Source organism: Streptomyces sp. NPDC001668 (assembly GCF_042893155.1).
Taxonomy (GTDB): domain Bacteria; phylum Actinomycetota; class Actinomycetes; order Streptomycetales; family Streptomycetaceae; genus Streptomyces.
In genome coordinates this window covers 165,948-183,156 of record NZ_JBIAUQ010000001.1, presented here as the reverse complement: position 1 = coordinate 183,156, position 17,209 = coordinate 165,948, and the positions used below count along the sequence as shown (strand labels likewise).

Sequence of the window (17,209 nt, the reverse complement as noted above, 5' to 3'; positions counted from 1 at the left end):
GGACAACCGCAGTCCCCCGCCCCTCAGGCATCCTTGAACTCCTGCCGCTGCCGCCCGAGCCCCGAAATCTCCAGCTCCACCACATCCCCCGCCCGCAGATACGGCTTGGGCTCGGGCTCCCCCATCGCGACCCCGGCCGGCGTACCCGTGTTGATCACGTCGCCGGGGTACAGGGTCATGAACTGGCTGACGTACCGCACCACTTCACCCACGGGGAAGATCTGCTCGGCGGTCGTGCCGTTCTGCTTCAGCTCCCCGTTGACCCACAGCTTCAGGGACAGGTTCTGCGGATCCGGGACCTCGTCCGCCGTCACCAGCCACGGGCCCAGGGGGTTGAACGTCTCGCAGTTCTTCCCCTTGTCCCACGTCCCGCCGCGCTCGATCTGGAACTCCCGCTCGGACACGTCGTGCGCCACCGCGTACCCGGCGACATGGGCGAGCGCCTCCTCGGTGGACGACAGGTACCGGGCCGTACGGCCGATCACGACCGCCAGCTCGACCTCCCAGTCGGTCTTCTCCGACTTCCGGGGCACCAGGACCGTGTCGTAGGGACCGACCACGGTGTCCGCGGCCTTGAAGAAGATCACCGGCTCGGCGGGCGGCTCGGCCCCCGTCTCGCGGGCGTGGTCGTGGTAGTTCAGGCCGATGCAGACGATCTTCCCGATCCGGGCCAGCGGCGGCCCGACGCGGAGCCCCGTGGCGTCCAGCGACGGCAGCTCCCCCGCCTCCGCGGCCGCCCGGACGCGGCCGAGTGCCGCGTCGTCGGCGAGCAGCGTCCCGTCGATGTCCTCCACGACACCGGACAGGTCCCGCAGGACTCCGTCGGCGTCGAGCAGCGCGGGCGTCTCCGTTCCCGCCGTACCGACTCGCAGCAGCTTCATGATCACTATCTCCCTAGCTCGCGGGGGCGCCCGCCGACGGGTGCAGCCATCGGATGACTGGTCGATCCTCCAAGCTGCGTGTCCGGTCCGCAATACCCGGTTCACGGACTGGACCGTCGCCACCACGGCTCAGCGGTAGAGGGCCGCCCGCTCGAGAGCCGCCCACGTCGAACTGGTCACCACGTAGAGCGCGGCCGCCAGGGGCACCACCGCGACGGTGAAGAGCGTGAAGAAGGACATGAAGGGCATGGCCTTGCTCATCACGCCCACCCCGGGCACCGGCTGCCCGTCGGTCACCGGCATGACCGGGTTCGCGGCCATCATCCGCTTGGTGCGGCGGTAGTTGAAGGTCGCCACCAGCACCACCAGCGCGAAGAGACAGACGTACACGAGCCCCGCTCCCCCGAACACCCCGCCGTGACCGAGCGCGTCCGCCCAGCGTCCACCGAGCGGGGCGGCGAACAGCTCGTGGCTGAGCAGTTCGTTCGCCTTGCCGCCGATCGTCGTGTTGGAGAAGAGGTGGTACAGCAGGAAGAACGCGGGGAGCTGGAAGAGTCCGGGCAGACAGCCGGACAGCGGTGAGACCTTCTCCTCGGCGTGCAGCGCCATCACCGCCTTCTGGAGCTCGGCGGGGTCCTCCTTGTGTTTCTTCCGCAGCTCGGCGATCTTCGGCTGGAGCCTGGTGCGGGCCTTCTGGCCGCGGGCGGCGGCACGGGACAGGGGGTGCACGAGCAGTCGTACGAAGGCGGTGAACAGGACGATGGCGGCGGCGGCCGCGGTGGCGCCGAAGAAGGGGTGGAGCAGGTCGGCGAGGTGTTGGACCAGATCAGCGAAGACGGACATGGGTGAGCCCTCCGGGGGTCTCGTCGTGCCGGGAGTGGTGCGAGGCGGCAGGACGGCCCGCGCGGAACACCCCGGTGCGCGAGGGGCTCCTACGCGGTGATCGTCCGGAGGGTGTGACCGGGCGCCCGGGGGCGGGGGCGGCCCTTGGCGTCGGGGTCGCGTTGCGGCAGGAAGGCCGTGCGGCGGGCGCGGTCGCGGATGGCGGTGCGGACCCGGGTGGGCGGTACGGCGGGCGCGCAGCGCGAGGCGAGCAGCGAGCAGGCGGCGAACGCGGAGCCGGCCGCGGCGGTCGCGGCGAGCGCGACGGCGGCGGAGAGGCTGCTCGTGTCCAGCAGGACGACGTCGAGGACGAGGAGCAGGAGCACGGCGGCGGGGCGCGGTGCCGTCCAGTTGCGGATCACGGCGCTCCCCCTCTCCCTGTGGTCGGTCCTCCCCCGGTTATACCTGATCGACCGCGACGGGCTGCAAGAGCCTCCTCGGCTTGAGCAGGGCGCGGCTGACCGGATCCGCCGGGTCCGGATCGAGTCCTGGGCCCGGCACCATCAGCACCTCCTCGACCGGTACGACGACCGCGCAGGCGGGGCATTCGCCGTAGGAGCCGAGTTCGGTGCCGCACTCGGTGTGCCGGAAGAGGCGCAGCGCGGTCTCGCCGCGGTGCTCGCGGCCCCAGCGGCCGAGGGCGCGCAGGGTGGGCCACAGCGCGAGGGCGCGGTCGGTGGTGACGTACTCGTCGCGCGGCGGGGACTCCTGGTACCGGCGCTTCTCGAGGATCCCTTCCTCGGTGAGCATCTGGAGGCGGGCGGCGAGGACCGCGCGCGGGATGCCGAGGTGCACGAGGAAGTCGTTGTAGCGCCGGACGCCGTACAGGGCGTCGCGGACGACGAGCAGGGTCCAGCGCTCGCCGACGATCTCCAGCGCGTGGGCGATCGAGCATTCCTGTGTCGCGTAGTCCTTGCCCAGTGCCATGCCGCCCACTGTAACCATTTCCCGGCGGTGGGTTCAATGACCGAACTCACTCTGCTACGGTCTCCGCCATGGCTAGGTTCAATGAACGAACTCTTACCGAGGTGAAGGCCGCCGAGACTCCCCAGGCGTCTTCCGCGCACCCCACCGCCACGCTCACCCTGACCAGCGCCGCCACCGCCGTGGCCCTCATGACCTACACGGCGCCGATGGTCACGCTCCCCGATGTCGCCGCCGACCTGCACACCCCGCTCTCCGCCCAGGCCTGGCTCCTGAACGGCACCCCGCTCGGCCTCGCCGCCCTCCTCCTGGTCGCCGGCTCCCTCGCCGACGACTACGGCCGCCGCCGGATCTTCGTCGCCGGCACCCTGGCACTCGGCCTCACCACGGCCCTCGGCGCGCTCACCTCGTCCACCTGGCTGTTCACCCTGGCCCGGATCGCCCAGGGCGCGGCCAGCGCGGCACTCCTCGCCAGCAGCCTGGGCCTGATCGTCCACGCCTTCCCCTCACCGCGCGGCCGCCTGCACGCGACCGGCGTGTGGGGCGCGTTCGTGAGCGGCGGCATCGCGGTCGGCCCCCTGCTGAGCGGCGCGATGCCGAACTGGAGAGTGTCGTACGGAGTTCTCGGCGCCGCCGCCGTGCTGGTGGCCGCCCTGTCCGCACGGTTCCTGTCGGAGTCCCGGGCACCGCGCCGCGGCCGCCCCGACCTCGCCGGCGCCGTGACGTTCGGGCTCGCCCTGGTCGCCCTGGTGGCGGCGCTGACGCTGGGCCGGGACGGCTGGCTGCGGGCGCCGATCGGGCTGTTGCTGCTGGCGTCCGTGGTCCTGCTGGCCGTGTTCGCGGTGGTGGAGCGCCGCTCGGCCGGCCCGATGATCGACCTGGGCCTGCTGCGCCACCGCCGCTTCCTCGCCTCGTCCTCCAGCGGCCTGTTCACGGGGCTCGCGGTGATCGGCCTGTTCAGCTTCCTCCCGGCGCTCCTCCAGCAGACGGTCGGCCTGTCCGCGATGGACACGGCCTGGCTGTTCCTCCTCTGGTCCGGCCTGTCCTTCGCGGTGGCCCTCCAGGCCCGGCGCCTGGCGGGCCGGGTGCCACCGCGCCGGCAGCTCGCGATCGGGTTCCTGCTGCACGCGGTGGGCGTCCTGGCCATGCTGGGCGCGCTGGACGCGGGCTCCTGGCTGCGGCTGCTGCCCGGCCTGGTGATCGCCGGCGTCGGCAGCGGCCTGCTGAACGCGGCGCTCCCGCTGCTCGCCGTTGAGTCCGTCCCGGCCGCCCGCGCGGGGATGGGGTCGGGCGCCCAGCAGACCCTGCGCTACATCGGCTCCTGCGCCGGAGTCGCCCTGACGATCGCGATCGCCACCTCCTCCGGCGGCGGCCTCGCCCACGGCGCGGACATCGCGATGCTGGTGTCGGCGGGGCTGGCGCTGGTGGCGGCCGCGAGCGTGGTGGCACTGCGGGAGCGGTGATGCCGGGTGGTGCCGGGTGATGCCAGGTGCTGCCAGGTGGTGCCGGGTGATGCCGTCAGCGCGGCCGCATCGACACGAGCTTGCCCCACACCACCAGCCGGTAGCGGGACGTGTACTCCGGGGTGCACGTGGTGAGGGTGAGGTAGTAGCCGGGCGCGGTGTAGCCGTAGCCGGGATGAACCGTCGAGCGCGGGATCGGGCGGAGCACCCCCGAGTCCCGGGCCGAGGTCTGGCGCAGCGTCCTGTCCACGGCGTACGTGTAGACCGCGCTCCGCGTCTCCACCAGGACCGTGTCCCCGCGCGCGAGGCGGTTGACGTACCGGAAGGGCTCGCCGTGGGTGTTGCGGTGCCCGGCGAGCGCGAGGTTCCCGGCCCGGCCCGGCTGTCCGGTGCCGGGGTAGTGGCCGACGTACCCCTTGTTGAGGACCCTCCGCTTGCCGACGCCCTCGGCGACGGGGACGCGGAGGTGGAGGCGGGGGATGCTGAGGACGGCGTACGCCTGGGACGGGTCGGGCGTCGGGGCGGCGGGGTCCGGGACGGTGGCCGGGGCGCCGCGCCCGGCCGGAGCCCCCGGAGGTCGCGCGGCGGTGGACGGGGACCCGGAGTCGCCGGTGGAGTCGGCGGCGGGACCGGGGTCGGCTACTCCGCCCTCCCCCCACTCCCCCTCCAGCGCCTCGACCCCGCGCCGAGCGCCCTCCTTGGCCTCCCGGTTGGTCCACCACAGCTGGTGCACGACGAGCAGCAGCAGAACCAGGCCCGCGGTGACGAGGAGTTCGCCGCCGGTCCACACCGCGCGTCGGCGACGCTCGCGCCGGCGCCGGGCTCCGTGGTGCAGGACGCGCTGCCGCATGGCTCACCCCTCCCCGGACGGGCCGCCCGCACGATAAGGGCCGGCCCCTCAAGTCACCAGGGCCGGGAGCCTCGTAGACCCGAAGCAGCCGTGGCCGCGTCCGGTATACCGAACTTCCTCCACTGGTTTTAAGAAGGGCTGTCAGAACCCTCGACAACCCCACTGGCCACACCCGATGCTTCGTCGTGGCATGAACGGGGCAGGCCACGACGCGGGTCAGAAGCCGCGTCGATCCATCGGAGTGTCGACCCATCGAAGTGTCGACCCATCGGAGTTCGGAGTAGCCATGATCCGACGCAGAACGCTGCTGACAGCCGCGGGAGGCACCCTCCTCGGCAGCGCGCTGGCCACCGGTACCGCCCGTGCGGACGCCACGATCGCCGTGAACCCGGGCACGTCGTACGGCACCTGGGAGGGCTGGGGCACCTCCCTGGCCTGGTGGGCGAACGTGTTCGGTGCCCGGGACGACTTCGCCGACATCTTCTTCACCACCAAGTCGACGTCGTACAACGGCACTTCGCTCCCGGGCCTCGGCCTCAACATCGCCCGCTACAACCTGGGCGCGTCCAGCTGGAACACCGTGAGCGGCTCGTCGATGGTCGCCTCGCCGAACATCCCGGCCTTCAAGCAGATCGAGGGCTATTGGCAGGACTGGAACAACGAGGACCCGACGTCCTCGGCGTGGGACTGGACGGCGGACGCGAACCAGCGGGCGATGCTGGTGAAGGCGACCCAGCGGGGCGCCGTGAGTGAACTCTTCGCGAACTCGCCGATGTGGTGGATGTGCAGCAACCACAACCCCTCCGGCGCCTCGGGCGGCGGCAACAACCTCCAGACCTGGAACTACCGCCAGCACGCCTCCCACCTCGCCGCGACCGCCCTGTACGCCAAGAACAACTGGGGCGTGAACTTCTCGTCGGTCGACGCCTTCAACGAGCCCTCCTCGTCCTGGTGGACGGCGACCGGCACGCAGGAGGGCTGCCACATGGACGCCTCCGTCCAGTCGGCCGTACTGCCGTACCTGCGCAGCGAGTTGAACAACCGCGGCCTGACCGGCGTGAAGATCTCGGCCTCCGACGAGACCAGCTACGACCTCGCCCGCACCACCTGGAACTCCTTCAGCTCGACGACGAAGGGGTACGTGAACCGGGTCAACGTCCACGGCTACCAGGGCTCGGACGGCCGCCGGGACCTCCTCTACACGGACGTGGTGACCACGGCCGGCAAGGCCCTGTGGAACTCCGAGACCGGCGACGGCGACGGCACCGGCTACACCACGGCCTTCAACCTCCTCTACGACTTCCGCTGGCTGCACCCCACGGCCTGGGTCTACTGGCAGGTCATGGACCCGACGGCGGGCTGGGGAGTGATCAAGTACGACGGCAGCACCCTTCAGGCCGGCGCGATCGAGACGAAGTACTACGTGCTGGCCCAGTTCAGCCGTCACATCCGCCCCGGAATGAAGATCATCGACACGGGTGTGAGCAACGCGGTCGCGGCCTACGACTCCTCCGCCAAGCGCCTGGTCATCGTGGCCCTGAACACCTCGACCTCGGCCCAGACCCTGACCTTCGACCTGTCCCGCTTCACCACGGTCACGGGCGGCTCCGGCGGCGTGGTCCCGCGCTGGAACACGGTGACGACGGGCGGCGACAAGTACGTGTCGTACTCCAACACCTTCCTGAGCGGGAAGTCGGTGGCGGTGCCCTTCGCGGCGAAGGCGGTGCAGACGCTGCAGATCGACGGTGTGACGATCTGAGGTCTGCAGATCAATGGTGTGACGACTGAGGGCCGCAGATCGACGGTGTGACGGCTGAGGGCGCGGGTGCGGGCCGGGGCCCTGTGCGGCCCGGCCCCTGGCCTGCACCTCCCTCTTCTTTGTCACTGATCGGCAGTACGGTGTCACCCATGCGCCCCGACACGCCTGCCGAGAACGTCGACCACAACGCCGAAGCGGCGCGCCTGGAGCGGACCGCCGACCGGTATCCCGAGGACGCCGAAGCCCTGCTCCTGCAGGCCGCGGCCCATCTGGAACTGGCCGGCGACCGCCCCGCCGCGTCCTCCCTCTACGACCGGTTGCTGTCCTCGTCCCAGGGCCTGGACAACCCCCATCTGGTACGAGCCCTCAAGGCAGCGAACCTCTGGGAGTACGGCCATGAGGCCGAGGCCCGCGCGATCATCGAGGGTGTCCGCACGGCGTCCCCCCGGGACCCGGCCCCGTGGGTGATCGTCGCCGAGGCCCTGGAGTCCCACGACGAGCTGGAGCAGGCGCAGGAGACGTTCACGGAGGGAGCGAGGGTCCTCCTGACGGACGTACCGGAGCCGCCGTACTCCACGCATCCTCTGTTGTTCGGCCGCCACCGCGTCCGCCGCATGCTGGGCGTGGCCCACGACGACTGGGACCTCCTGGCGGACACCGTCAACTCCTCCCCCATCTCCCTGGACGAGCTGCACGACCCGAAGCGCGTCTGGTCCCTCGGCTCGGAGAACCCGGCGGAACTCCAGGCGGAGATCTCCCGCCTGCGCGCCGAACTCGGCACGTTCCGGGAGGCGTTGTCCCGCCCCTTCCCGGTGGCGGTCCTGCACTGGCCCGCTTCCGAACTGACGGAACTGGTGAGCGCGTACCCCTCGCTGTCCTCGGAGTACCCCTCCCAGGAGGAGCACCTGGCGACGATAGAGGCCTCCCTGCGCGAGCTCTCCGCCTCCGGCACGGCGAACCTGGGCATCGTGTCGGGCACGGTCCCGTCGTACGAGGCGTTCGCGGCCTCGGAGGGCTCGTCCCCGGCCGACACGACCCTGCTCCCCCAGTACGCCACGACGCTGGCGGCCCGCGGCCGCGCGGTGGAGTGGCCGCCGCAGCGGGGGACGGCGTGCTGGTGCGGATCGGGGCGGATTTATGGGGAGTGCCACGGGGAGTGAGCGAACGCTGAGCGGGGCGGGTTCGAGGCGCTGCCGACCGGCGCCGGACCTGCCCCTGCCCCTGCCCCTGTCCTACAGATCCGCGACCGGGCTGCCCGGTATGTACGGGGACTCCCCCGTCACCAGCCAGGACTGAAGATCCCGCAACCTCGCGAGAGCGGCCTCGTAGTAGCTCGCCGGTTCAGGCCGGGGAAACCGCGGATGCTCCGTCTGCCCCGGAAGCCAGTCGGCACATATCCAGAACCCTTCCACGAGCCACCGCGGCAGGTCCTGCTGCCCCCGCGCCTCGAACGCCTCACACACCCCGCGCATGGCCCGCTCCAGCCGGGAGAAGGCCTCCTTGTCCCACCTGTGGTCCCGGATCATGATCGTGAGAAACGCGTCCTCGTACTCCGAGAACTCCTGCCGCAGCACGGCGAGATCGTCCATGGGGCCATGATGCCGGGGACCACTGACACTTCGATCGGCGCAGGCGGCAAGCCAACCCCCGAACCGTCACCTCAGGCATTGCCCAGGTCAGAGCGGCGCAAAGTGTGTGTCACCCCTTGCTTCGCAAACGTAAAAGATCCTTTCCGGAAGGCTCCCGTCCGGAGATGCTGGCCGCTGCGACAGCTTGCGAACGGGGAGCGGGATGGGCGGGCAGTTCGGGGTGGCCCCCGAGACGTTGACGGAGTTGGCGGGCAGGTTCGACCGGGAGGCCGCGGGGCTTGCCGGGCCGATCGGGACCTTCTCCGGGAGCTCGGCCGAGATCGGTGAGGCGTTCGGGCTGCTCGGGACCTGCGACGGGGCGGCGGACAAGTACCGACAGTTGCTGGACAGCACGGCGAAGGCGCTCGGCCATCTGCCGGACGTACTGCGGAGCGACGCCGACCGACTGCGGCTGAACGCCACCCACTACGCGAACTCGGACCAGATCGCCCTCGGTCATCTGCACACCGCGGCCTCGGGTGGCCGTTCGTGAGCGTCAACAGCTGGATCGACGGCAAGGTCCTGGAGATCCTCCAGGCGTCCGGCGTGGAACTGCCCGGCGGCGACGGCGACGCGCCGCGGGACGAGAACGACCAGTGAGAGCCCTCAGCGACGTGACCCTCGCGGCGGTGTGGACCCCTGACCCGGACCATCCCTACACCTGGACCAAGTTCCTCGGCTTCTGGTGCCTGGTGGCCGGGGTGGGGATCGCCGTTCTCGGCCTCACCTTGAGCGTGGTGCTCGTACGGGGCGTCGAGGACAGGAAGTGGGGCGGGTACGTGATCGGCCCGGTGATCCTCGCCCTCGGGCTTGCGATCGGGTACGTCGGGATCCGGCTTGTGTAGGAGTTTCGCGGCTGTCTTCACCCCCAACCCGGACCATCCCCTTGCCTGGACCGGATTCTTCGGGTTCGTGGCCATGGTGATCGGCTGTGCCACCGCCGCCATCGGGGCATACGCGGCGTTCAGCACCTGGCGCGAACTGGAACCGTCGCGCCGCCGCGCACAACTGCTTCCGCTCACCATCCTGGCCGCCGTCTTCCTGGCCGCGGGTCTGACAGTCGTAGCTTTCGGCATATGGCTGTTCTGAGGGCGGCCGCCCAACGGCAAGAAAGCGGTAGGCGGGACCGCCAACCCCCCAGCCGGCACTGATCGCACCGAAGCGAGCGCCGGGCAAGTGCCTTTAAAGACACACTATTTACCCAAAGGATCTTCACTGATCCCGAACCGGGTCCATAGGATGCGCAGATCAACAGGCCTGGCCAAGGGGGGACTTGGGCTGGCCCTCAGTTCCCGAGGGGGATTCATGCGTATACGCGTTGCGGCCGTCGCCGTCTCCGGTGCCGTCGTCCTGTCCGCGCTCGCTCTTCCGGTGGCCGCCCAGGCGGCGGAGCGGACAGGTTCGGCGGCGAAGCTCAGTTCCTTCGCCTCGAAGTCCGTACAGCCGAGGGACTCGTTGGGCAACACCAAGTTCTCGCACGCGGTCATCAACGGCGGCAAGGACATCGTCCTCGGCACCACAGGCACGAAGTCCGTCACCGTCACCTACACCGCGACGGACCAGAACGGCGTCGCCCTCACCGAGGCCTTCCTGTGGCAGGGCACCGACAGTTCGACCACGGACGGCATCACCGGCGGCCTGGGCACGGACGACGACCCCGACTGCACGGAGACGGCGACCCAGGGCACCTACACCTGCAAGGCCGTCTTCAACATCCACCCCGCCACCGACATGAAGGACAACGGCGTGGCCGGCACCTGGAAGCTGTTCCTGGGCGGCTGGGACCTGTACGCGAACGCCAGCTACAACGACGACGTCGCCACCACCTCGATCAAGAAGGCCTCCACGCTGACCGCCAACGCCACCCCCGAGCCGGTCAAGAAGGGCAAGACCATCACGGTCACGGGCAAGCTGGCCCGCGCGAACTGGTCGACGGGCAAGTACGCGGGCTACGTGTCCCAGCCCGTGAAGCTTCAGTTCCGCAAGAAGGGCAGCAACACCTACACCACGCTCAAGACGATCAAGACCAACAGCACCGGCGTCCTGAAGACCACCACCAAGGCCACGGTCGACGGCTTCTACCGCTACGTCTTCGCGGGCACCGCCACCACCGCCGCAGCGACGGCACCCGGCGACTTCGTCGACGTCAGGTAACCGGCCCGGCACAGCACCGCACGCCGACAATCCGCTGCCGGGCCGCCACCATGCACCACGGCGCCCGGCATCACACCATTTGAGGGCTGGCGGACGGCCACACTCAGTAGAGCGGCGTTCGCTGGAATCGCGGGAGCGCGCATGGCGGGCCCGGTCGGGAGCCTCCTGCCGAGGTGCCGGCCGCCTCGGCACCTCTCGACCGACTCGGCGACCTACCAGCCCCGCCACGCCCATCCGCACACCCCACCCACGGACCGCCGCCGAACCGCCCCGGCGTGCAGGCGAGACGCGCCCGCGCCCCAAAAACCCCGACCCCCGCCCCAACCAACCCACCCGCGAACCCACCCGGGCCCCGCTCTCCCCAGGCCGCCCGCTCGCTTCTCCCCCGTGCCGGAGCGGACTGGGTCAAGGGTCGGCCGCAGGCCGATCGCCGCAGGCGACGCGACCGCAGGGAGCGCCCTTGAGGCAGTCCGTGGAGGCACGACACTGGCCGGGAAGCGGGCGGCCGATAGACTTTACGGTCGCGTTCCCGGACACCCATCAAAGACCTCTCGGCCCTACTCGGCGATCTATCAGCCACTCACCTGTGCCGCAAACGGCTCGGCATGCGTCGGTACTGAGGCCACCAACGCGATCCACGAACCGTCCGCGAACCCCAGCTCGAAACGGCCGCGCTGGAGCACACCCTTGGGATTCGCGCGGACGCCGACGACGGCATCTCGTGGTGCCTTCCACTGCAGTTCATACGCCGTCGTGGTCTGCCAAAGTTTCGCGCGGTCCGCGAGCACGAGCACTCGTCGGTCAGTGAACGCAACCGCCAACCTGGTAGCGGGCAAACGCGCGGCACTGTAGTGCGTCACCAGGAACTGCCCGGCCTGGCTGTCCCAACCGCCGTACATGCCTTTGCCGTGGGCCGCCTGAGCGAGGGTGTCGTCAACCGCCAGCTCGACGCCCTCCAGCATTCGTTCCACACCGCCGACGGGCTTGGGTTCCCTCCGCCGCAGGAACCTCTGTACTGAGCCAGGGAGTCGGGACTTGATCCGGCGTTCCAGCTCCGACTCCTGGACCGGCTGCCGCAACCAGACCGGCCGCTCCGGCACCCCGGGGGCCATCTCCCCCTCGCACACCGCGATCAGCTGTTCTCCCGGCTGGAGGTACGGCTGGACCTGGTCGCGGCAGTCGCTGTTCATTCCCGCATCTCTCCGGTTGGACGAGGTGGTCAGCCGAACAGATTGTCCCTGAGACAGGGCCGCTCTTTGGCGCCGGGGACCCGAATGCCTGGCTTCGGCATCGAGGTCTCGCAACCGGGCGTGCTCAGGACGACGTCGTTGTCCTGACTGTCGACCGCGGGCCGGTCCTCGACCCCGCAAACGCCCGGCGTAGCGGCACACTGACGTCTCACAACCAGACGGTGGCGCGATCTCACCATCGGCTGCCTGAAAATGATCACTTTTCTACGCGACGCCTTCGACTGTCAGTGGTTGCTGTTAGAACTGATTCCTATCGGTGGGAGAGATCAAAGGAGCAGTCGTGGCGGATGCGGGGGACCCGACGCAGTTGGGCAAGGGCGTCTACGAAAAGCTCGTCACGCAGGATCTTCAGGATCAGATGCTGGGCCTCGAAGCCGCAGGATGGAAGGCCATCGACGCGGAGGTCAGCAAGGAGTCCACGCCCCACGTGTTGGCCCGTCACATCGGCGAGGTGGTAGGACGCAGGCTGGCCCAACTCCCTCAGAAGGAGCAGGTGGCCGTCGCCAACCACATCATGCGGTCGCTGGCAGCCAGCGTGCCCGACCCGGATGAGGACGGGATCGGCAGCATCATCGCCGACGGTCCTCGCCAGTTGCTGGCCGTCGCCGAACCGGAGGCACCTGGCGTATACGCGATCCGTCCGCTGACGCCTCTCTCCGAGACGGCGCTGATCACGAACGCTCCGGACGACCCCAATCTAGGCGCCGAACTGCGTGCGGAACTGGCGACGGCCAACGACATCGACTTGCTGTGCGCATTCGTCAAGTGGCACGGCATAAGGGTGCTCGAAGATTCCCTCCGCGCGGCGAGGGAGCGGGGCGCAAAAATCCGGGTCATCACAACCACCTACATCGGAGCCACGGACCGCCACGCGGTGGACCGTCTGGTGCGAGAGTTCGGCGCCGAGGTCAAGGTCAACTACGAGATCCGATCGACGCGACTGCACGCGAAGGCCTGGTTGTTCCGCCGCAACACCGGCTTCAACACGGCCTACGTAGGCAGCTCCAACCTGTCCAAGGCCGCTCTGTTGGATGGTCTGGAGTGGAATGTAAGGCTGTCGTCGGTCGCCACCCCCCGCGTGCTCGACAAGTTCGAGGCGACTTTCGACGCCTATTGGAACGACCCCTCTTTCGAGGCGTACGACCCCGATGAGGACGGAGAGCGACTGACCGAGGCCCTAGCTCGGGCGGGCGGGGGCGGGTCGGGCGATGACCTCAAGATCAACCTCTCGGGACTCGAAGTCCAGCCGTTCCCGCACCAGCGGGACATGCTGGAACGCCTTCGCGTCGAACGCGTGATTCGCGGCCACCACGAGAACCTCCTGGTCGCCGCGACCGGTACCGGCAAGACCGTCATGGCGGCTTTGGACTACCGGACCATGCGCGACCAGCAAGAGGGGAAACTCCCCCGACTGCTTTTCGTCGCGCATCGCAAGGAGATCCTGAAGCAGTCTTTGCGCACCTATCAGGAGGTACTTGCCGACGCCTCCTTCGGCGAGCTGTTGTTCAACGGCCAGGAACCCAGCGAATGGACTCACGTCTTCGCCAGCGTCCAGTCACTCAATCTCCAGCGCCTGGAACAGCTCGCCCCGGACCACTTCGACGTGATCGTCATCGATGAGTTCCACCACGCCACGGCAGGCACATACCGTCGCGTCCTGGACCACTTCAAGCCGACAGAACTACTCGGTCTCACCGCAACTCCGGAGAGGATGGACGGGCTCAACGTCCAAGACGAATTCTTCGACGGCCGGATCGCCGCCGAAATGCGACTGTGGGAAGCGCTCGAGGCCGACCTGTTGTGCCCGTTCCATTACTTCGGGATCCCGGATGGCACGGATCTGACCCAGCTGAATTGGCGTGCGGGTTCCTACGATCGGGACGAGCTCGGCAATCTCTACACGGCCAGTGACGCTCAGGCTCTCATCGTCATCAAGCAGGTTAGAGACAAGATCGCCAATCCTGCGGCCATGCGGGCACTGGGCTTCTGCGTGACCAAGGCGCACGCGCACTTCATGGCGCGCCAGTTCGAGAAGGTCGGCTTCCGGGCTGCGGCTCTCGACAGCGACTCGACTGCCGCAGAGCGCGAGCGGACACTGAGGGGCCTCAAGGACGGCAAGATCCAAGTCATCTTCTCGGTAGACCTGTTCAACGAGGGCCTGGACATCCCTGACGTCGACACCCTGCTTCTTCTGCGCCCCACGAACAGCGCGACGGTCTTCTTGCAGCAACTGGGACGTGGTCTTCGCCGTACGCCGAACAAACCGGTGCTGACCGTACTTGACTTCATCGGCCAGCACCGGGCCGAATTCCGCTTCGAGGAGCAGTTCCGGGCGCTCACGAACCTGTCCCGCAACCGACTGGTCGACAGCATCGAGCGCGACTTCCCCCAACTTCCCTCGGGCTGCCAGATCATCTTGGAGGGGAAGTCCAAGAAACTCGTCCTCGACAACATCCGCACGCAGCTCAACGCCACCATCAACACCCTCGCAAAAGAGGTCAGGGACTACAGCACGCCCAAGCTCGATGCCTATCTGCGCGAGAGCCGGCGGGACATCAAGGAGCTCTACAAGAGCGACAACTCGTGGACGAAGGTCCTGCGCAAGGCGGGCATCGTCAAAGAGGCCCCGCTACCCGGCGAAGAGGACCTCCTCAAACGCGTCCACGCTTTCCTCCATGTCGACGATCCTGAGCGGGCCCAGATGTACCTGCGCCTACTCGCCGACGACGCCCCGGATTACGACTCCCTCACCCACGCCGAACAGGCCTACGCCCGCATGCTCTTCTTCAACCTGTGGGACAAGGCGGGCGGCTTCTCCGGCTACCGGGAGGGCCTGGAGTCCTTGCGAGGCCAGCGCCTGCTCCGTGACGAACTGCAGCAGGTCCTGTCGTATGTCCTCGACCGCACGGATCACTTCCCCATCACCATCGAGGGGCCGCTCAGCCACCTTCCTCTGAAGATCCACAGCTCCTACAACCGTTCCGAGGTCTTGGCCGCTCTGGGAGTTGCACGCCTGGGCGGACAGATGCCCGGAGTGTTCGCGCAAGGTGTGAGCTGGATCGAGGAGATCAAGACGGACGCCCTACTGATCACCCTGGAGAAGAACGAGCGGGACTTCTCTCCCAGCATCCGTTACAAGGATTACGCGATCAGCCCCACCCGCTTCCACTGGGAGTCACAGAGCAACACACCGGAGAATTCCCCGACAGGTCTGCGGTACCAGCGGCACGAGCAGCAAGGGAGCCACATCCTGCTGTTCCTCCGCCGCTACAAGCGCAACGCCATCGGCAAATCGGAGCCGTGGATGTTCCTGGGGCCGGCCACATATGTCACTCACGTCGGCAGCAAGCCGATGGCGATCACATGGGATCTCCATCACCAACTCCCGGCCGATGTCTGGACGTACTCGACCATCGCGGCCGGATAACAAGGGAGGACCGGGTCACCATCGGCAGACTTGATTCAAGCAGCGCCGTCCGTGGCCCGGGTCCCTCCGCCTTCGATCAGATGGCTAGGGCTTCCATCTCTTCGGCCTCCGCCTCGAAGCGGGTCTGTGCGCGGTCCAAGGCCTCATCGGCGTCGCGTCCGTGAGCCCTCAACCAGTGGAGGACGTCGACCATCACATCGATCGCCGCTTCTTCGATCACCGCCACCGCTCCGGTCCCTGACAGCCATAGTCGTTGCCGTTCGCAGCCATAGGCGCTCAGCAAGGCCTCAACGCGGCTGACGCGAGCACCCCCACAGTGTCCTTCGGCCGACGGCAACCCCGTCGGCAGCTCGCACCATGTCACCTTCTGATCGGCCTGGAGCTGCACGCCCCAACGATCGGTCACGGCGCTGACCAGGGCCATCCCCCGACCGGACTCGGCTTCCGGCGCCGCGTCCAGGAGGGTCGGGAGGGCGCGGGTGTCGGGATCGCGTACCTCGATCCGCACACGATTCCCGCTCATCGAGACCACCAGAGTGGTGGGAGTACCGATCCCGACATGGTTGATGACGTTCGACACCAATTCACTGACACAGAGCTGAGCCGCATCGATGACACCGTGGAGTCCCCACAGCCCGAGGTGCAGCCGCATGATCCGCCGGAGCGCCGCGACCTCCTGCGGCTCCGCCGTGAAGGGAAGGCTCCAGGACTTCCTCGTGACACCAGCGATGCAGTCCATCCATCAACACCTCTACCTTCGACTCGAGTTGCCGAGTGCAACCAGTCACACACAGAGGGTTGCATTGGAACTCTCAAAATGGAACTCTCATTTCGTGCCTCTGGTGGTGTGCCCCTACGGCGAGCGCCCCCGGCGCGCGCCACCTTGCCGTCGCCTCGGGACAACCAGGACGATCTGCTGGATCGACACGAAGGGCCGCAGGAATGACAGTTGGACCCACGACCCGAAGGCGGCAACTCGGCGCTGACCTCAGGCGTCTCCGCGAGCGAAAGGGGTTGACCCTCGAAGAGGCAGGCACCCGCGTCGGCATCTCCAAAGCGACCTTGAGCCGCTACGAGACGAAGGAAGGGACCGTCAAGTGGCCGGCCGTAGACGCCCTCTGCCGCGAGTACGGCGCCTCCGACGAAGAACGTCTTGCCCTAGTAGAGCTAGCGAAGGGCGCCAAGATCCAGGGCTGGTGGCGGTCCCTCGACGACCCCATCCCCGAGTCGATGAACCTCATGCTCACACTTGAGGACGAAGTCGTACGCGAGGACCACTACGCCTGCATGTACATTCCTGGCCTGCTACAGACCCGCTCCTACGCGGAAGCCGTCCACCGGGCCTCGGAAGTGCAGTGCCCCGAGCGCGAAGTTCAGCACATGGTGGACATCCGCATGAAGAGGCAAGAGCTTCTCGAACGAGCTGAGCCCCCACTGCTCTGGTGTGTGATCGATGAGGCGGCGCTGCGCCGCAGGGTGGGTGGCCGTGAGGTCATGCAGGAGCAACTCCAGCACCTACTCACCATGACGCAACGACCGCACGTCACCGTCCAGGTACTCCCGTTCTCATCAGGCGCACACGCGGCTTCCGTAGGCAGCTTCGCCGTCCTGAGAGGGCCGACTCCCGAACTGGATGTGGTCTATGTGGACTTGCTCGGCGGTGGCCTCTTCATGGAGAAGCAACGGGAACTGGAGCGTTATAGATTGGCGTTCGAGTACCTCAGCGCACAGGCGCTCGACCTTGAGTCCTCTGCGGCGGTCATCCGCCGTATAAGCAAGGAGCTTTGATGGCGAAGGCACCGACGCACGAGTGGTTCAAGTCCTCCTACAGCGGAGGCAGCGGAACCGAGTGCGTGGAGGCCGCCTTTGTTCAGTCAGAGGTCCTGGTGCGCGATTCCAAGGCACCTGAACGCCCGTACGTCGTCATGTCTGTGGGCGCGTGGTGCGGCTTCCTGTCCGGAGTACGTCATGCCCCTTCCGAAGGCTTCTAG

General features: G+C 68.1%; 18 protein-coding genes. 10 read left to right on the top strand and 8 right to left on the bottom strand.

Annotated elements, in window-relative coordinates; translation table 11 throughout:
- Positions 1 to 23: 23 nt before the first annotated feature.
- The 4 genes from ACFYZ8_RS00870 to ACFYZ8_RS00855 form a co-directional block, all read right to left on the bottom strand.
- Positions 24 to 881, bottom strand: coding sequence for a fumarylacetoacetate hydrolase family protein (locus ACFYZ8_RS00870; protein ID WP_359030459.1), 858 nt, complete (start codon positions 879 to 881; stop codon positions 24 to 26).
- A 129-nt stretch (positions 882 to 1,010) separates the two neighbouring features.
- Positions 1,011 to 1,724 (bottom strand): YidC/Oxa1 family membrane protein insertase, encoded by a 714-nt coding sequence (locus tag ACFYZ8_RS00865; RefSeq protein WP_359030460.1) that lies wholly within the window; start codon positions 1,722 to 1,724, stop codon positions 1,011 to 1,013.
- Positions 1,725 to 1,813: 89 nt separating this feature from the next.
- Positions 1,814 to 2,125 carry a DUF6412 domain-containing protein gene (locus ACFYZ8_RS00860; protein WP_388536386.1) on the bottom strand — a complete coding sequence of 104 codons (312 nt, stop codon included), beginning with the start codon at positions 2,123 to 2,125 and terminating at the stop codon, positions 1,814 to 1,816.
- 37 nt (positions 2,126 to 2,162) lie between these two features.
- A complete protein-coding gene (locus ACFYZ8_RS00855; protein WP_388536384.1) occupies positions 2,163 to 2,690 on the bottom strand; it encodes a winged helix-turn-helix transcriptional regulator in 528 nt (175 codons plus the stop codon).
- Positions 2,691 to 2,758: 68 nt separating this feature from the next.
- On the opposite strand from ACFYZ8_RS00855, the gene ACFYZ8_RS00850 reads away from it, so the two are divergent.
- Positions 2,759 to 4,150, top strand: coding sequence for an MFS transporter (locus ACFYZ8_RS00850; protein WP_388536382.1), 1,392 nt, complete (start codon positions 2,759 to 2,761; stop codon positions 4,148 to 4,150).
- 55 nt (positions 4,151 to 4,205) lie between these two features.
- On the opposite strand, the gene ACFYZ8_RS00845 is transcribed toward ACFYZ8_RS00850, so the two are convergent.
- The gene (locus tag ACFYZ8_RS00845) at positions 4,206 to 5,000 is read right to left on the bottom strand and encodes a class E sortase (protein WP_388536380.1); all 795 of its coding nucleotides are present in this window, start codon (positions 4,998 to 5,000) and stop codon (positions 4,206 to 4,208) included.
- A gap of 286 nt (positions 5,001 to 5,286) precedes the next feature.
- On the opposite strand from ACFYZ8_RS00845, the gene ACFYZ8_RS00840 reads away from it, so the two are divergent.
- Both ACFYZ8_RS00840 and ACFYZ8_RS00835 read left to right on the top strand, forming a co-directional pair.
- A complete protein-coding gene (locus tag ACFYZ8_RS00840; RefSeq protein WP_359030464.1) occupies positions 5,287 to 6,759 on the top strand; it encodes a beta-1,6-galactanase in 1,473 nt (490 codons plus the stop codon).
- A 149-nt stretch (positions 6,760 to 6,908) separates the two neighbouring features.
- A complete protein-coding gene (locus ACFYZ8_RS00835) occupies positions 6,909 to 7,919 on the top strand; it encodes an SEC-C domain-containing protein (protein ID WP_388536378.1) in 1,011 nt (336 codons plus the stop codon).
- Between the two features lie 72 nt (positions 7,920 to 7,991).
- Here the strand turns inward: ACFYZ8_RS00835 and ACFYZ8_RS00830 are convergent, their stop codons facing one another.
- Positions 7,992 to 8,348 (bottom strand): hypothetical protein, encoded by a 357-nt coding sequence (locus ACFYZ8_RS00830; RefSeq protein ID WP_388536376.1) that lies wholly within the window; start codon positions 8,346 to 8,348, stop codon positions 7,992 to 7,994.
- Between the two features lie 202 nt (positions 8,349 to 8,550).
- Here ACFYZ8_RS00830 and ACFYZ8_RS00825 point away from each other — a divergent pair, with 202 nt between their 5' ends.
- The 4 genes from ACFYZ8_RS00825 (at position 8,551) to ACFYZ8_RS00810 (ending at position 10,541) form a co-directional block, all read left to right on the top strand.
- Positions 8,551 to 8,880 (top strand): WXG100 family type VII secretion target, encoded by a 330-nt coding sequence (locus tag ACFYZ8_RS00825; RefSeq protein WP_388536375.1) that lies wholly within the window; start codon positions 8,551 to 8,553, stop codon positions 8,878 to 8,880.
- Positions 8,881 to 8,983: 103 nt separating this feature from the next.
- Positions 8,984 to 9,232, top strand: coding sequence for a hypothetical protein (locus ACFYZ8_RS00820; protein ID WP_359030468.1), 249 nt, complete (start codon positions 8,984 to 8,986; stop codon positions 9,230 to 9,232).
- Positions 9,225 to 9,476, top strand: a complete 252-nt coding sequence (locus tag ACFYZ8_RS00815; RefSeq protein WP_388536373.1) for a hypothetical protein — start codon at positions 9,225 to 9,227, stop codon at positions 9,474 to 9,476. Before ACFYZ8_RS00820 ends, ACFYZ8_RS00815 begins: the two co-directional genes overlap by 8 nt.
- A 216-nt stretch (positions 9,477 to 9,692) precedes the next feature.
- On the top strand, positions 9,693 to 10,541 hold the full coding sequence (locus ACFYZ8_RS00810) for a hypothetical protein (RefSeq protein ID WP_388536372.1): 849 nt from the start codon (positions 9,693 to 9,695) through the stop codon (positions 10,539 to 10,541).
- A 572-nt stretch (positions 10,542 to 11,113) separates the two neighbouring features.
- Here the strand turns inward: ACFYZ8_RS00810 and ACFYZ8_RS00805 are convergent.
- Positions 11,114 to 11,731, bottom strand: coding sequence for a hypothetical protein (locus ACFYZ8_RS00805; protein ID WP_388536370.1), 618 nt, complete (start codon positions 11,729 to 11,731; stop codon positions 11,114 to 11,116).
- 418 nt (positions 11,732 to 12,149) lie between these two features.
- On the opposite strand from ACFYZ8_RS00805, the gene ACFYZ8_RS00800 reads away from it, so the two are divergent.
- Positions 12,150 to 15,218 (top strand): DUF3427 domain-containing protein, encoded by a 3,069-nt coding sequence (locus ACFYZ8_RS00800; protein ID WP_388536848.1) that lies wholly within the window; start codon positions 12,150 to 12,152, stop codon positions 15,216 to 15,218.
- Positions 15,219 to 15,294: 76 nt separating this feature from the next.
- On the opposite strand, the gene ACFYZ8_RS00795 is transcribed toward ACFYZ8_RS00800, so the two are convergent.
- The gene (locus tag ACFYZ8_RS00795; RefSeq protein WP_388536368.1) at positions 15,295 to 15,957 is read right to left on the bottom strand and encodes an ATP-binding protein; all 663 of its coding nucleotides are present in this window, start codon (positions 15,955 to 15,957) and stop codon (positions 15,295 to 15,297) included.
- A gap of 203 nt (positions 15,958 to 16,160) precedes the next feature.
- Between ACFYZ8_RS00795 and ACFYZ8_RS00790 the strand changes: the two genes are divergently transcribed.
- Together ACFYZ8_RS00790 and ACFYZ8_RS00785 are read left to right on the top strand one after the other, a co-directional pair.
- Positions 16,161 to 17,006: a helix-turn-helix domain-containing protein gene (locus ACFYZ8_RS00790; protein WP_388536366.1), complete on the top strand. Its 846-nt coding sequence runs from the start codon at positions 16,161 to 16,163 to the stop codon at positions 17,004 to 17,006.
- Positions 17,006 to 17,209 (top strand): DUF397 domain-containing protein, encoded by a 204-nt coding sequence (locus ACFYZ8_RS00785; protein ID WP_388536365.1) that lies wholly within the window; start codon positions 17,006 to 17,008, stop codon positions 17,207 to 17,209. The genes ACFYZ8_RS00790 and ACFYZ8_RS00785 overlap by 1 nt, the downstream gene beginning before the upstream one ends.

Excerpts from the sequence above, each read along its gene's own strand:
- ACFYZ8_RS00870 (WP_359030459.1), bottom strand. The coding sequence starts at position 881 with ATGAAGCTGCTGCGAGTCGGTACGGCGGGAACGGAGACGCCCGCGCTG.
- ACFYZ8_RS00865 (WP_359030460.1), bottom strand. The coding sequence starts at position 1,724 with ATGTCCGTCTTCGCTGATCTGGTCCAACACCTCGCCGACCTGCTCCAC.
- ACFYZ8_RS00855 (WP_388536384.1), bottom strand. The coding sequence starts at position 2,690 with ATGGCACTGGGCAAGGACTACGCGACACAGGAATGCTCGATCGCCCAC.
- ACFYZ8_RS00850 (WP_388536382.1), top strand. The coding sequence starts at position 2,759 with ATGGCTAGGTTCAATGAACGAACTCTTACCGAGGTGAAGGCCGCCGAG.
- ACFYZ8_RS00845 (WP_388536380.1), bottom strand. The coding sequence starts at position 5,000 with ATGCGGCAGCGCGTCCTGCACCACGGAGCCCGGCGCCGGCGCGAGCGT.
- ACFYZ8_RS00840 (WP_359030464.1), top strand. The coding sequence starts at position 5,287 with ATGATCCGACGCAGAACGCTGCTGACAGCCGCGGGAGGCACCCTCCTC.
- ACFYZ8_RS00835 (WP_388536378.1), top strand. The coding sequence starts at position 6,909 with ATGCGCCCCGACACGCCTGCCGAGAACGTCGACCACAACGCCGAAGCG.
- ACFYZ8_RS00830 (WP_388536376.1), bottom strand. The coding sequence starts at position 8,348 with ATGGACGATCTCGCCGTGCTGCGGCAGGAGTTCTCGGAGTACGAGGAC.
- ACFYZ8_RS00825 (WP_388536375.1), top strand. The coding sequence starts at position 8,551 with ATGGGCGGGCAGTTCGGGGTGGCCCCCGAGACGTTGACGGAGTTGGCG.
- ACFYZ8_RS00810 (WP_388536372.1), top strand. The coding sequence starts at position 9,693 with ATGCGTATACGCGTTGCGGCCGTCGCCGTCTCCGGTGCCGTCGTCCTG.
- ACFYZ8_RS00805 (WP_388536370.1), bottom strand. The coding sequence starts at position 11,731 with ATGAACAGCGACTGCCGCGACCAGGTCCAGCCGTACCTCCAGCCGGGA.
- ACFYZ8_RS00800 (WP_388536848.1), top strand. The coding sequence starts at position 12,150 with ATGCTGGGCCTCGAAGCCGCAGGATGGAAGGCCATCGACGCGGAGGTC.
- ACFYZ8_RS00795 (WP_388536368.1), bottom strand. The coding sequence starts at position 15,957 with ATGGACTGCATCGCTGGTGTCACGAGGAAGTCCTGGAGCCTTCCCTTC.
- ACFYZ8_RS00790 (WP_388536366.1), top strand. The coding sequence starts at position 16,161 with ATGACAGTTGGACCCACGACCCGAAGGCGGCAACTCGGCGCTGACCTC.
- ACFYZ8_RS00785 (WP_388536365.1), top strand. The coding sequence starts at position 17,006 with ATGGCGAAGGCACCGACGCACGAGTGGTTCAAGTCCTCCTACAGCGGA.